The 14,841-nt window shown below is 55.8% G+C and carries 11 protein-coding genes and 1 pseudogene; 8 read left to right on the top strand and 4 right to left on the bottom strand.

Features of this window, described 5'->3' with window-relative positions:
* A partial coding sequence (locus tag P3T42_RS32580; RefSeq protein WP_429289447.1) for an alpha/beta fold hydrolase occupies positions 1 to 233 on the bottom strand: 233 nt, incomplete at its 3' end.
* A gap of 694 nt (positions 234 to 927) precedes the next feature.
* Between P3T42_RS32580 and P3T42_RS32575 the strand changes: the two genes are divergently transcribed.
* A complete protein-coding gene (locus P3T42_RS32575; protein WP_074267555.1) occupies positions 928 to 1,590 on the top strand; it encodes a FadR/GntR family transcriptional regulator in 663 nt (220 codons plus the stop codon).
* 249 nt (positions 1,591 to 1,839) lie between these two features.
* On the opposite strand, the gene P3T42_RS32570 is transcribed toward P3T42_RS32575, so the two are convergent.
* The gene (locus P3T42_RS32570) at positions 1,840 to 2,070 is read right to left on the bottom strand and encodes a hypothetical protein (protein ID WP_143787664.1); all 231 of its coding nucleotides are present in this window, start codon (positions 2,068 to 2,070) and stop codon (positions 1,840 to 1,842) included.
* Between the two features lie 1,016 nt (positions 2,071 to 3,086).
* Between P3T42_RS32570 and P3T42_RS32565 the strand changes: the two are divergent.
* Positions 3,087 to 3,905: pseudogene (locus tag P3T42_RS32565) on the top strand (EAL domain-containing protein); the annotation flags it as partial.
* A gap of 287 nt (positions 3,906 to 4,192) precedes the next feature.
* Entirely contained in the window at positions 4,193 to 5,167 is a 975-nt protein-coding gene (locus tag P3T42_RS32560) for a quinone oxidoreductase family protein (protein ID WP_074267554.1), read from the top strand.
* A 1,267-nt stretch (positions 5,168 to 6,434) separates the two neighbouring features.
* Here the strand turns inward: P3T42_RS32560 and P3T42_RS32555 are convergent.
* Positions 6,435 to 6,659 (bottom strand): hypothetical protein, encoded by a 225-nt coding sequence (locus P3T42_RS32555; protein ID WP_083611631.1) that lies wholly within the window; start codon positions 6,657 to 6,659, stop codon positions 6,435 to 6,437.
* Positions 6,660 to 7,816: 1,157 nt separating this feature from the next.
* Between P3T42_RS32555 and P3T42_RS32550 the strand changes: the two genes are divergently transcribed.
* From P3T42_RS32550 to P3T42_RS32530, 5 genes are all read left to right on the top strand, one after another.
* A complete protein-coding gene (locus tag P3T42_RS32550; protein ID WP_083611630.1) occupies positions 7,817 to 8,893 on the top strand; it encodes an ABC transporter substrate-binding protein in 1,077 nt (358 codons plus the stop codon).
* Positions 8,894 to 8,953: 60 nt separating this feature from the next.
* The gene (locus tag P3T42_RS32545) at positions 8,954 to 10,516 is read left to right on the top strand and encodes a sugar ABC transporter ATP-binding protein (protein WP_074267550.1); all 1,563 of its coding nucleotides are present in this window, start codon (positions 8,954 to 8,956) and stop codon (positions 10,514 to 10,516) included.
* Positions 10,513 to 11,442, top strand: a complete 930-nt coding sequence (locus P3T42_RS32540; protein WP_074267549.1) for an ABC transporter permease — start codon at positions 10,513 to 10,515, stop codon at positions 11,440 to 11,442. The genes P3T42_RS32545 and P3T42_RS32540 overlap by 4 nt, the downstream gene beginning before the upstream one ends.
* Positions 11,443 to 11,446: 4 nt before the next feature.
* Entirely contained in the window at positions 11,447 to 12,421 is a 975-nt protein-coding gene (locus tag P3T42_RS32535) for an ABC transporter permease (protein WP_074267548.1), read from the top strand.
* A 133-nt stretch (positions 12,422 to 12,554) separates the two neighbouring features.
* Complete coding sequence (locus tag P3T42_RS32530) at positions 12,555 to 13,649, top strand: porin (protein WP_429308362.1); 1,095 nt, start codon at positions 12,555 to 12,557, stop codon at positions 13,647 to 13,649.
* 205 nt (positions 13,650 to 13,854) lie between these two features.
* Here the strand turns inward: P3T42_RS32530 and P3T42_RS32525 are convergent, their stop codons facing one another.
* Positions 13,855 to 14,640: an SDR family NAD(P)-dependent oxidoreductase gene (locus P3T42_RS32525; RefSeq protein WP_074267547.1), complete on the bottom strand. Its 786-nt coding sequence runs from the start codon at positions 14,638 to 14,640 to the stop codon at positions 13,855 to 13,857.
* Positions 14,641 to 14,841: the final 201 nt, after the last annotated feature.

The following is a 14,841-nucleotide window of genomic DNA, read 5'->3' as shown; positions in this document are numbered from 1 at the left end:
TGGACACTTTCAAAACCCGCACCGTCGATCAGCTCCACGACATCGGCGACCAGCGCATCGATGGAAATCGGTGCCTTGTCGCTGCGGCCGCAGCCGCGGACGTCCGGAACCACAACCCGGAAGCTGGGCGAGAGTGCCGCAACCTGGGCTCCGAAAACGTTACCCGTGCCGCCGAGTCCGTGCACGAGCACGACCGGCGTACCTGCTCCTACGTCATCGTATTTGAGTTTCATATGTCATTCCTGAATAGGTTTTGTGAATCGAAGGTGATCGGTGCGTCAGGGCGCCGCTTTTTATGAAGTGTGACTTCGCTGTTCCGGCGAAGTCGCAATGACCTGTCTTTGCAACAGCGTCGAAAACGTAGTGACGGGCACGTCACCCGACATCGCCTGTCGGTCTCTCGGGCAGGTGCAGCCTGTCGCGACGGTCGTCGAACGGCCGTGCTCGCTCATATCCTGACTGACGATCGACATTGCGTTGGGCTCTCGTGTGCGATGAGCATGACACCGTCTCCTGGTTTTATCTTTTCGAGGAGGGAACTGTCCCAAGGTGCCCGAACCGTCGTTAAACATCCAGGCACCGTGAATCCCGTGAACAAATTCTAGGAGGGTGTCCAATCGGACGCTTATCGGATTGTCCAGTCGCGTATCCGGCAATCTAGCTCAGTGTCTGAATTTCTGCGGGAGTCCCTAACATTTCAGATGCCCGATGACCCGTCGGCGCTCCGTTATCAGAAAGTCCATTTTTCAGCGCCCATGCATGCAATCCAGATGCCCGACCAATCCCACGCCCCTATTGCGCGTGCTAGGCTCTACCAACACGAGTGAACCTTTCCGCAAACCGGTTGAAAAATTGGTTTACGACGGGCTAAGTGCCTTATAATCGAACAAAACGCGAGAGGAATGACAACTATGGTGAAGGTCTGATATGGAAGACTTTGAAGCTGTCGCGGCTGCATTGTCGCAGCGCATTGCGGACGGTGCCTTTCTTCCGGAGGGGCGCTTGCCTACAGAGCGAGAACTCGCTGTCGAGTACAGAATCCCTCGAAGCGGCGTTCGAAAGGCGCTTGCCAACATTGAGCGCGAAGGGATGATCGTCCGCAGTGTGGGACGGGGAACCTTTGTTGCCGGCAGTTTGCCACCCAGCTTCGAGCAAGAGGATCTTGCCGACATCAGTCCGGCCGACCTGAACCTGGCTCGCCTTCTACTTGAACCTGGTGTAGCAGAGCATGCGGCGCTTCACGCAACAGCGGCCGATCTCGCATCGATCGAGAAATGCATGCTTGAGTGCGAGAACGCTAAAGATGTCAAATCGGTCGACTTTTGGGATGCGAACCTGCACATGGCGATCGCGAAGGCAACTCACAACAGCTTCATTGCTTTCACGTTCAAGGCTTTGCATCAGGTCAGGCAGTCACCGTCCTGGAGCCAGGTCAAGTACTTCGCAGTTACGCCCGAACGATTTGAGGTCACAGTTGCTGCGCATCGCGCAATCGTGAGCAGTATTCTTCGACGAGATGCTGCAGCAGCTCGTCGTGCAATGGAAACCCATATCGAGCAGATTGGCAAATACATTGCCAATCGCGACTAGACTCGCGTAGCAAATCCACGCAATCAGGTCGGGGCCTGTGCACCCGACCATTTTCTTTGATACCCGCGGCAGCGTCCGTATTTCCAGATGCGGGACTACATAAGACGTTTCTCATTCGCTCCGGCATGATTGCTTCGTGCGGTGTCGGCACTGTACCGCTCCGGAGGCGGTCGGAAGGTGCATCTGATGCCCGCGGCGGACACTGGCCTCTGCCTCGCGGAAATGGGGCTGCCTTGTAACCGGTCATTGCTAATCGAAAGACGTGTCGTTCCAACTTTCGGGGTCGAATGATGGGGTATGCGAATCCATCCAATCATAACGACTACTGTCCGCAAGCCATGCCCAATTTTGCGTCGACCTGGGTGACTGAGCTGCAGCTTCACTACTCGCACCTTCCAGTGTTTCTGGATCCGCATTTGGATCTCGCCGGTCGGCACCGAGGTTTTCAACCTTCGACCCAGCTTTGTTGTTGAGTTTCATTGCTTTCTACTCCTATCAATGCTTCCGATATGCACGGCCAATCGCTCGCTCCCGATAAGCAAAGCCGCTGCTTGCCTGACGAACCCGACAAAAAATCAATCTACAGAGTCATCTGTCGGATCTTCACATGCAGCGGCTCATGGTCGACGGACGACGCCAAGACCAACTGCACCGATTAACTAGACCGCACCTTCCGATCGTTGCTGCGTTTAATCTGCAATCCGATCAATTTCCGACATCGCTTCTCTCAACGCCGTCCGGCAACGACCGTCCGAAAATCCTGTGCATTGATTCTAGGTGAATGTATGGCTCCGGGCTTATCGGAGCGTCCCGTCGCATATCTGGAAATCCAACTCCGTATTCTTGCTGCTCTTAAGGTCGCGGCGCTTCGCCCCTCGGGTTGTCTCACTAGCAATTATCTTTTGCGAAATACAGCTCCCGTAGATCAAGCTATGACTGCGGACGTATTAAAAACACTCACATTTTCTTCGGTTTGCTAACCATTTAAAAAAATCACATCCGAATCCAGCGCGATGGCGACTACGACAAATATCAACGACCTTGCGGGACAGATAGAACGACGCGAGCCGGAATTTTCTCGGACAGGAAACCAAAACCCTTTGCCGCCGGATGAGACGATACAGAAAATCGACGTTGGTGAAAAATCTGGGACCGGCTGATAACATGATCCACCGGCAAGGACCTATCCGTTCGCGATCGCCATGCAGGGCTGTCATTTTAGGTATGCCATCGAGGTAGTTCTAATCCGGAAAATGACTGCCCATGATGAAATACGTGTTAAATTTTTCCGGCACCTCCAGTACGATTCGCGGAGCACGTGTTGCCTAGCTCATCTATTGGAGAGTCGTTACATGGAAATCGCAATTTAGGTATCTTGCGCAGGTCCACTACTTGATCCGGAGTTCTCTCAGGCACGCGTGTATCACGAATATTTCATTTAAATCTTTTCGAAGAACTTCCGACCAACCCACACCCCTCCGCTTCGGACAACTACCATGTCACTTCGCCCATCCCCAGGATTCGACGCGATCAGTATCGTGGACCTTATCGATCGGGGTCAGTTGTCTGCCGTGTTCCAACCCATCATGAATTTCGACGACGGGGCGATTCTCGGTTACGAGGGGCTGATTCGGGGGCCAGCGGGTTCCCCGCTCGAGAGCCCGTACGACCTTTTCGCACAGGCTAGCACCGAAGGTTGCGTGATTGAACTCGAGCAGGCTGCCGCACGTACCTGCATTGAGACCTTCGCTAAGCTCGCGTGTGCGGGCAAGCTCTTCCTCAACTTCAGCGCGGATACGATACGTCGATTCGCTGAGGCCAGTGACGACGTGCTCACATTGCTGCGCGAGTCAGGCATCAGCCCTGAGCGAATCGTGATCGAGTTGACCGAACAAAGCACGATTCGTGACATCGACAGCTTGTTGCAGGTGCTTACGACTTTGCGTACCGCTGGTGCGCAATTCGCACTTGATGACTATGGTACCGCCAACGCCAGCATGAATCTGTGGGTGCAATTGCAACCGGACATTGTGAAAATCGACCGGTTCTTCATCCATAACATCGCGAGCAATCTTCTTAAGCTCGAAGCTGTTCGTGCCATACAGCACTTCGCACACGCGAGCGGCGCCAAATTGGTTGCAGAGGGAATCGAAAACGAAGCGGACCTGATCGTCGTGCGCGACTTGGGGATTGCTTGCGGCCAAGGCTATTTCTTCGGTCGACCCACCGCGCAACCGGCTCGCATGGTGGCGGACGAGGTCCGCCTGGCGATTCGCGCGGGCCACATCGCGGTTTCTTGTGATAGATCACGCTCATGTCGAATCCCGTGGTGAGCCGCACAATCTCAGGCCCTACGCAACAGACGGTTTGTCAAGCCGATCCAATCCAGCAAAATCTTTCGGCAAAGCCGGTTCATGCCATTTTGGCATTACTGACATGATGCTATGTCGCTCGCAATTAGCGAGAGAATAAACAAAACGATGTCGCTCCGGTCTCCGATATGACGAGCTGGATGACAGCCGTTTCGTGTTCGCGTCTCTTGCCTGAGCCATTTCTGGGCTGAACGTGGCACCGTCTAACTCTGGTCGATATAGGAAACACCATGGTCAAAGCAGTTCGTTTCGATAAGACAGGCGGCCCCGAGGTGATGAAGTGGGTCGATGTCGAGGTAGGCGAGCCGGGTAACTGCGAGATCCGCATCAAGCAGCATGCGGTCGGTCTCAATTACATCGACGTGTACGTCCGCACCGGTTCGTACCCGTTGCCGCTGCCGGGCGGCCTCGGCATGGAAGCGGCGGGTGAGATCACGGCGGTGGGCGCCGGCGTGACAGGTCTGAAGATTGGCGACCGGGTTGCGTATGTGGCGCGCCCTCCAGGCGCTTATGCTCAAGAACGGGTGCTGCCGGCCGTTCAGGTCGTCAAGCTGCCGGATGCACTGAGCTATGAGCAGGCCGCTTCAGTGATGCTGCAAGGGCTCACCGCGCAATACCTGTTGCGACGCACTTACCCTGTCAAGGCGGGTGACACGATCCTGATCCAGGCAGCTGCAGGCGGCGTTGGCCTGTTGGTGTCTCAATGGGCCAAGGCGCTGGGCGCGACGGTGATCGGCACAGTTGGCTCGGACGAAAAGGCGGAAATCGCCAGGGCACATGGTTGCGATCACGCCATCGTCTACACGCGCGAGAACTTCACCAAGCGCGTGCGCGAGATTACAAACGGCGCAGGCGTGCCCGTCGTCTATGATTCGATAGGCAAGGACACGTTTGCGGGTTCGCTCGACTGCCTCGCGCCGCTTGGCCTGTTCGTGAGCTTCGGCAATGCATCCGGTCCGCTGCCACCGATCGACTCCTCCGAATTCGTCGGACGCGGCTCGCTCTTCTTTACCCGGCCGACCTTGTTTACACACATCGCCAAGCGCAGTGACTACGAGGCGATGTCGACCGAGTTGTTTGAAGTTTTGGTGTCGGGCAAGGTCAAGACCAGCATCAACCAGCGCTACTTGCTGTCCGAAGTTGCGAAGGCACACATCGAACTTGAAAGCCGCCGCACCACCGGTTCGACCGTTCTCTTGCCGTAAGCGCGCCAAGAGGGACACCAAGGTGGAATCATCGGACCGTTCCGTCCAGCACTGAACGGTCTCTTTCAATCAAACATTTTTATGTTCCCTCGAGCACCCTCGAGCGAACGCGCCATGCCGATCGGTATAACGTTCTATTGGTCGTACATACCCTCGCCAAGGCTACACAACACGCCCTAGTTCACCTCTGACACAACCTTGGCCGCGCGCCTGCCACGCATAGCGCGCATCTAGCATCCCTTGTCGAGCCAGGGACAGGGGCATCTTTTGATTAGTGAGAAAAAAACGGGCGGTCAATTGACACCGCCCGTGGGAAGACCCGTTAAAAAAACAACATCGGGTCGCGTGGATCGGTCGACGCGCCCACCACGCCGACCGATCCACGCAGTCTATAGCGCCTGTCAACAATCTCGATATCAACGCGTGTCGAAATTTATTTTTCTTTCATCGAGCACAATGTCAGGGAGAGACGCCTGACTTGCCGCTCGACCACTCGTTCTCACCGCACGACCATGCATCCCAGCCGGATGAATCACCTCTGTCCCCGGGTAATACCTAATAACAGAACTGGATTCCTCGATAAACGACGAGACGATCTGGTAACCCTAAAATCAAGTCTACGCCTAGAGTTGAATCTCAGGATTCGCCAAGTCATCTTAACAACGATCAGACATTTGGCGACGAAATTTATATATTCTCACTCGAACGCGCTTAAGTTCGTAGCAATTTAACCTGATTTGCAACGAGCCTCTACAACTCTGACAAGATAACCGCGCTCCTTATGACAAACAATTCGCAATCCTTAACTTTTAATGGGATTATCGCGTTTACGCGATGCGAACTTGAAGGAGAAAGCAATGAGTACGATGGACCGTTCTTTGCGTTCCCTGGTCGCTAGATGGCTTGGAGCGAATCCCGCAACACTGACTCGGGTAGTCCGGTTCGGTCACATACGTCCAAATCGGCGCCGATATGTGTGCGTTGAGACATTACGGCCGACAGGCGCGTTGACAATTTATTTCTTCCTTCACGATGACGGCATGTGGAGCGTTTATCCACAGGAGATCGAGCGTCCGAGCATGAGTTTTTCATAACGTCGATACCGGCGGCGATCGATACAGGTACGCCAAACTGCGCGCTCTCACAGTTCGCCAGCCCGCAACCAAGAACACTTTCGAAACTAAAAACGAGCAACTGGATTATCAGCCCACGCAGCTAATTTTCAGCACTTCAACGGAAATTCGGACCCAGGCGCGCCACAACGCGCCTAACCGATCTGCAGCAGCGATGCCTGGCTCTCCAGCACAGTCTGCAGTTCGTTGCAGTCCGGCCGTGTCCCCCAGTTTCGGGAGCCGACCACTGATGCGATGGCAATCCACGAATTGGGCGGAAGCCACTTCCGAACTACAGTCTCTCCCTGAAGAATCCGCAGACGCCCGGTCTGCTCGCAATAATCGGCACGCAGTTCTGTGCCGTCCAGTTGGACAGTCATGAGAGGGTGACGCGTTCGCTTCATTGATGTCTCCTTTCAAGAAAAAATCTGATGCGTGCACGGATATCCCAACAGGACCTTTCCTTCCGCACCGCCATGCCCTACGCTTCCCTTCACAGAAACCGGTCTCGAACTTCAATGTCCCCATCTCGCAGTTACCCACCTTCACACCAATCCGCTCAACGTTTTCTCATGGTGGAAACATTCGTTAAACGAAATATAAATTGTTCGGTGCAGTCGGTTTAGTAAGCTCGCACCAGCCGATCCTGTAAATCAATCGTAGATGCACGTTGGTCCTATTTCTTATCGGAACGTCCCGTCGTATATCCATGAATCCAGCTTCGTAGTCAGGATTTTCCCGAAGTCCTCTGCGTTTCGCGTGGTGCCAGTCGAAGGCTGAATGGAGGCCATAGTTGCGGGCCGATCCTGACGAGCAGGCACAATGCTTTGACCCAGGCTGTCCCGCACCCTTTGCGGAAGCCCTCAGGAACGCATACGCCAGCGCTCATCCAGGGAATCGCGCGCGTTGATGCTCCAAGCCTAGACACTATCCGCATCTGCCGCCCCTCCCTCTATAACCTGGTATTGGTGCATGCCACGCCACCAGATCTCTCGACGAGGAAGTGCGTAATTACAAGCGTCGTCGGACGATTGCAACACATGGAACTCCGGGAAATACCTCATGACGGAACTGGACGATCCGATACGTCACAAGACGATCCGATAAGTCTGAAATCGAACACATCCTTACACTTGCTTCACATGAGCAGTTGCCGGAAGCGCAGGAGCAGTCGGCAAGCGTTGTCCGAATGATCTAGAACACGAGAGGTCTGTTCCTTCCTCCAATAGATGAAACCAGGAGACGACGTCATGCTCACCCCACAAGAGAACGCAATACAACTCGAAACCATCAGACCGGGATGCGTGAACGCAACCAGCCGATTTTCGCTTTTCGCTGGGTTTGCTTAAGGTTGAGAGGACGCTGACAGCATGGAGATCCAAGCCACGCTACGACCGCCGGACACCAGATTCTCCCGATGTCCACGTACGCACTCGTAATGCGAAGTGCTGATGTATGGAGTCCATCTTGATGCGTGACGAGCATCCCGCAACGCTGCTATAGCTGACGATTAAATTTCAAACAAGGAGACAAGATCGTGATTTCTCTCAAAACACCTCTTATTTCATTAGTTATACTAATTTCGACGGCAACGGCTGCACAGCCATCGTCCGCGCAGGTCGGCGATCTCAAGGATCCACAATACAAGCCGACCTCCGCACAACTGACCAAGGCTGGCGCATTCAAGAAAAGCCCTCCCTACAACGTCGTTTTGGCTATGCCTGGTCTTTTTACGACATGGTTAATCCAGGAAACCGAGGAGGTGCGCCACGAGGCAACGTTGCATCCCGAAATCGGGAAACTCACGGTGATATCGAGTGATTCGAATGCCGCCAGACAGGCTGCAGACCTCGAAGATCAGATAACGAAGGGCGTCGACGCCATCGTAGTATCGCCGGTTTCCTCGACCGCCATTAATGCGCAGATCGCCAAAGCGGCCGCGAAAGGGATTCCAGTTGTTACCTTCACGGCCACCGCCAGTTCAGACCAGGTCGCGGTCGCCGTGTTATCCGGCGGGGCTCCTGAAGGAAAGATCATGGCCGACTGGCTTGCAAAGCAACTGGGTGGCAAAGGTAGCATTTGGGCGTTTCGTGGCATCGCCGGAAACACAGAAGACACTGACCGCTACGCGGGACTCGCTCAGTCCTTGAAAGTAACCAGGTTGCCGGTCTCTGCCGAAGTCTATGCCGACTGGAACTATGCCAAGGGCAAACAGGCATGTGAAAGCCTGCTCCTTTCAGGAAAGCCGGTCGACGGCATCTGGGCCTCCGGAGGTGAGATGTCGCGAGGATGCCTGGAGGTTTTCCAGGAAGTCGGAAAAGCTCCAGTTCCTGTGACGGGTGAGGGCAACAATGGCTTTCTCAGAGCCGCCCAGAAGTCGGGGGGACCGTTTGTAGCATATATCTACCCTCCGTCCCTGGGACCGGTCGCACTTCGAGCGGCATTGTTGCTCCTTGAAGGTGACCAGATGTATCGAAGCTACTGGAGCGACGGGGGAGAAGTCATCACACGCGAGAACCTGACCAAGTATTACCGTCCCGACCTGAACGACTCCTACTGGGTGGGTTCGTTGCTTCCGGATGCAACGCTTAAGCACCTCTATCAAAACAAATAGTCTCCAACCCGGCAGGCGTCCCTCCCATGTGCATTCTGTCCCTGACACACGGAGTCAAACATGCTGTATCAAGCTGAAAAAGCCCCGCATCGGAAGGCGTGGCCACCGCTTATCGAAGGCATCGACATTTCCATGAATTTTGGAAATACGCGCGCGGTTTCTCGTGTTTCAATAGCCGGCCACGCTGGCTCCGTTCATGCCGTGACTGGCGAAAATGGTGCTGGCAAGTCGACCTTCATGAAGATTCTCGCTGGTGTGTATCGGCCGAGCGCCGGCGAATTGCGCATGCATGGCAAAACCATAACGCTGCGCAATCCACGCAGTGCCCGAGAGCATGGCATTTCCACGATATTCCAGGAATTCACTCTGCTGCCCAATCTGACTATCGCCGAAAACATTTTCATCGGACGCGAGTCTGGCAGGCGCGGATGGATCAACAGGAAGCAAATGCATGAACGTGCGAGTCGTACATTGAACTCCCTCGGCGTAGACATCGATCCTGGGACGCTCGCAGGCAGCCTTTCCGTGAGCGAACAGCAACTCGTGGAGATCGCCAAGGGCATCACGACAGATGCGTCGGTATTCATTTTTGATGAACCTACGGCAGCACTAAATGGTCCCGAGGTGAAAAAGCTTGAGACACTCATCAAGGACCTGCAGGCAAGAGGCAAATCCATCTTCTATATTAGCCACCGACTCGATGAAATCTTTCGATTGTGCGACACCGTCACCGTGCTGAAGGATGGGCAGCATGTTCTTACGACTCCTTGCAGCGAACTGGATGAACACACACTCGTCACGCTGATGGTCGGTCGCCCTATCGAGGACCTCTTCCCGCACAGGTCGTCTGGCCAGCTATCCAGTGCGTTGCGATGTGAACGCCTGAATTCCGGTCCTGGACGCAGCGCCGTGAATTTGAATCTGAACCGACGAGAGATTGTCGGACTCGTTGGACTGGAGGGACAAGGGCAGCGGGAAATCATCCGGGCCGCAGCAGGTCTCATGCAAACACCGCATGCGACGATTGAAAAATTCAATAGCGTCGGCAAAGCCCATCCAGTCGACCCGAGTGCCGGCGTGGCGCGGCGCCTCGCCCACGGGATAGCCTTCGTACCCGGCGACCGCAAAGCGGAAGGCCTGTACCTGGATCTCTCGGTTGCGGAAAACGTCGTTATAGGCACCTATCGGGATAGTGCGCTATACGGCCACGCTTCAGCCCAATCTTCGCTTGTAGAAGACGTCATTGCGCGGATCGGTCTCAAGGTAAAGCATCCAAAGCAGTCTGTCACAACCCTTTCTGGCGGGAATCAGCAAAAGGTTCTACTGGCACGAGCGCTAATCGCTGACATCGACATCCTGCTCATCGAGGAGCCAACCCGCGGCGTAGACGTAGGCGCCAAGGCAGATATCTATCGGCTACTACGCGGATTTGCCGACGAGGGTGGAGCGGTACTCGTCGGCTCCAGCGAACTGACAGAACTCATCGGGCTGTGTGACCGTATTCTTGTCGTGCGGGCAGGCACTATTGTCGCTGAAATTGATGGCACTCAAGCATCAGAAGAAACTGTCATGTCGCACGCGCTCGGCGTCTCACAGCGACAATCAACGGAGAAGACGCAATGAACCCATTCGGTCCCAACTCCCGCTCCGGCCTTAAACCCTACGTCGTGTCGATGCCGATCGCGCTTATCGTTGGGCTTTCCTTTGCCGCCACCGATTTCCTGAATCGCGGCAATCTTTCTAATCTCTCGGCCCAGATCGCACCGCTTGCAATTGCTACATTGGGCCAGTTGCTGGTCGCCCTGGTGGGCGGAATCGACCTGTCCGTTGGTTCAGTAATCAGTCTGACTACCTGCGTCGCCTCCGCTTCTGTCGGGTCAACCGCGGGTATCGCACTCGCTCTTTTATTGGGTTGTGTCATCGGTATCGCCAACGGTCTCGCGGTGTCCGTGGCCCGTATGCATCCGATTATCGCCACGCTCAGCTCCATGACGTTCGTCCAGGGACTGGCGTTGTACTGGCTCCCAACGGCCGGAGGGCTTGCTCCTCCGTTCTTACCGGCCTTCATCAACTCGACTATCGCCGGCCTGCCGGTCAGCATATTGCTGCTACTAGGCTGCGTGATAGTCGTAGGGTGGCTTCTCGCCCGTACGCGTTTTGGTCTACGCCTTTATGCGGTCGGCGCACACCCGCGCAACGCATCGCTTAACGGCGTAACGGACCGTCAGATCATCGTTGCAGCGTACGCTGCCGGAGGTCTGTTTGCCGCTTGTGCTGGTGTTGTACTTACAGGTCGAATCGGCGCTGGCGACCCCGTCATAGGAGCGCAGTTCGCACTCGCAACGATTACAGCCGTCGCGCTTGGCGGAGTCCAATTCTCCGGCGGAATCGGCAGTGCCGTGGGAGCATTTTGCGGCGTTCTCACCTTGGGCCTGATGCGCAATGGAATGAACCTTGTTGGTATCGACGCGTTCCTGCAATCTGCCGCTACTGGGGTGCTATTGCTCATTGCTATCAGCTTTCAGCGTCGAACGATCATAGGGTTTTAATACCATGCCAGCAATCACAGTCCAACAAACTCCCGATAGCCAACGCGCCGCTCGCAGACTCTATGGCTTTCTCTCTAATCAACCGCCATCCTGGTATGGCCTCGGAATTCTGCTGCTAGTGGCCTGGGCAACGCGCCCGGCCCTGCTCTCCCCGTTGCTGCTTCTTGCAATCCTGAAGCAGGGTGCGATCCTGGGTGTAGTCACCATAGGACAGTCTCTGGTGGTCCGGAGTCGTTCCATCGACCTTTCAATCAGTGGGGTCGTCGTAGTCGTCATCTGGATAGTCACCAGCGGGGCAATCCCGCTGCCGGTTCCCGCTCTGGTCTTCCTGGCACTGCTTGCGGGGGCACTCATCGGAACCATCAACGGCCTGATCATCACTCGCCTCCGGGCGTCGGCGGTAGTCGTCACGCTCGCGATGGCCATCGTCCTAACAGGCTCCGTCGTTGCAGCGAGCCAATACCATCAACCCGGCGAAACACCCGACCTTCTGCGGATCGTGGGTTCGGGTCGCATCGGGTCGCTTCCGATCGCGGCGATTGTGTGGGTCGCAGTGCTCATCCCATTCGCCCTTAGCTTGCGCACGTGCGTGTTCGGTCGCTATCTAGACGCGGTTGGATCCAACCCGACCGCCGCAACCGTGTCCGGCATACCAAGCCTTCGCGTCATGTCGATTACCCATATCTTCTCTGGACTGACAACCGCATTGGCCGCTCTTTTGCTCGTTGGCTCAGTCTCGGTGGGCAACACGAACATCGGTCAGGACCTGGTACTTAACTCGCTGGCGGCAGTCATTCTCGGTGGCGTGAGTTTCGGCAGCGGTAAGGGACGCATGCTGGGGCCGGCTGTCGGCGCATTCATGCTTACCTACCTTTTTAGCCTGTTAATCGGTTTTGGACTCGGCGCCGCCGGTCAAGCCATGGTCCAAGGAGCAATTATTGCGCTAGCCGCACTTGTCTTCACATTTCGAAGCCGGTGATACGTCGCCTTGCGCAAAGCGACATAGCGCATGAAGTTCGACACGAAGAAGACCTGGCCGCCGCTCGCGGCCTCATTACAAGGAGACAGTAGTGAAAAGAAACACTCTTGCGGCACTGCCGCTGGCGCTCGCAATGGCAGGCGCTCATGCCCAAAGCACCGTCACGCTCTACGGCGTAATCGACGTCGGCATCGATTACGCGAACAACGTTGTCAGCGGCTCAAACGGGAACGTTGTGCCCGGCAGCGGTGGCAAGCTCACGCAGATGCAAAGCGGCGTTCCCCTCGGTAGCCGGTGGGGCCTTCTCGGCACGGAAGACCTTGGTGGTGGCAATCAGGCGATCTTTCGGCTCGAAAGCGGCTTTGACGCGGCGACGGGAGGTTTGGGCGGTGGTCTGGCGTTTTCCCGTAATGCTTATGTCGGCATCAAGTCCAATCAATACGGTCAGCTAACGTTTGGCAAGCAATGGGATGCATCCGTCGACATCGTCGAGCCGTTCACGCTGAACGGCCAGTATGGCGGCTGGTACTTCGCACACCCGAACGATATGGATAATCTGGACAACGGATTCCCAATCAACAACGCGGTCAAGTATGTGAGCCCCAATCTCGTGGGTTTTACGTTCGAGGGTCACTACTCGTTCGGGGGTGTTGCCGGCCAGTTCTCCAACAACTCTTCGTACAGTGCGGCCGCGGGTTACTCGCATGGCACGTTCAGTGCGGGCGTCAGCTACCTTCGCATCAACGATCCGATCACGGCGGTCGCCGGCTATGGCAGCAGCGGCGGCTACGTCAACACGATCTACGGCGACGCACTCGCGAACGCGCGTTATCAGGGTGCTCTGTCGGCCGGCGCCGCCTACGTGCTTGGTTCGCTCAAGGTCGGGGCCGACTATTCGAACGTCGATTTTGCCGCGGGCCCTGGAGGACATGACCTGCGCTTCCAAAACTATGAGGTATCGGGTATCTACTCGGTCAACTCCGCGTTGATCATCGGAGCTGGATATACATTCACGACCGGCCTCGAGCATGCAACCGACACGTCGCCGAAGTACCACCAGGTTAACCTGATTGCGCAATACAGTCTCTCGAAGCGCACGTCCGTCTACGTAATGGGAATCTACCAACACGCCGCTGGGGCCGCCCAATACGCGCAGATAACCTCCTTCAACCCATCCAGCACGCAAAACCAGGTTGTCACTCGCGTCGGCATCACACACTCATTTTGAAGGTGGCGCCGCGGCAACGTGGTCCGTTTCGTGCCCGCAGTTGTCGCCGCGTCACCCTCAACTTGCCACCAACGCGACAACACTACTATGAATGGGAACGGTCGGAGTGTGCCTTTTCCGGTTGCCGGCGGTTCGCCCCGCGCTTTGCAGAACAACCGCCGTCTCCGACCGGTTTCGAACGCTTTCAGTACGCCGGAATCCGCCGTTACAGCACCAGCCAGCCTCCACTAATTTGCAGCGAAATTGAACTGACATACCGGCTCTCGTCTGAGGCCAGGTAGACCGCCCCCATCGCAACGTCGTGTGGCGTCCCAAGCGCACCGAGCGGAATGAGCGCCGTGAACGTGGCTCGTGCTGCTTCCGGGTCCGAAAACTCGCCACGACGCGCAGCACCCTTTAAAATCGAATCCATCATGCCGCCGTCACCCGTCTCAATCTGGCCCGGCATGATGCTGTTGCAGCGAATGCCGAACGGAGCGCCGTGCGCCGCTACAGACCAACTAAGGTGGCGAACCGCTGCTTTGCTCACACCATATGCGACCTCAAACGGCGTTGCGAGTACTGCGGCAATCGAGGAGATGTTGACGATGGACCCTCCGCCCGCACGCTTCATTGCAGGAATTGCGCTACGGCACCCAAGCATCACCGACTCGACGTTGACCAGTTGGATGCGACGGAATTCGTCGACCTGCGTGGTCTCCGGGTTTACGTTCTCCGTGGACCCCAGAATGCCTGCATTGTTCACAAGAACATCGATGCGACCATGCTTCTTTTCGATTTCATCGATGACCTGCGTCCATTGCTCCTCGCTCGTGACATCCTGAACCACCGACGAACACCCGATTTCTTCAGCGGATTCATCCAACAGACGCTCGCTGATATCCGAAATGATGACCGTTGCGCCCTCGTCCTTGAAGGCCTTGGCTGTCGCATGTCCAATCGCTCCTCCCCCGCCGGTAACCAGACACACCTTGTTCGAAAGCCTGTTCATAACATATCTCCATTTAAGTATCATTAGCGTCCAGAGCCGTAAGCGGCACCAAGACGCGAAGGTGACTACGTAATTCCTTCTCAAGACCCACGTGTTTGCTGGCCAGCTCGCCGGTAATGGCGAGCGGACCTAACCCAAAAACAAGACAAAGTCCAATGGACCAGTTAGCGACGATGTAAGCGAAGCTCAGCCCTCATTCAT

This window comes from Paraburkholderia sp. GAS38, from assembly GCF_050434965.1.
GTDB lineage: Bacteria > Pseudomonadota > Gammaproteobacteria > Burkholderiales > Burkholderiaceae > Paraburkholderia > Paraburkholderia phenazinium_A.
The sequence above is the reverse complement of the archived record's forward strand: the minus strand, read 5'-3'. Positions and strand labels throughout refer to the sequence as shown.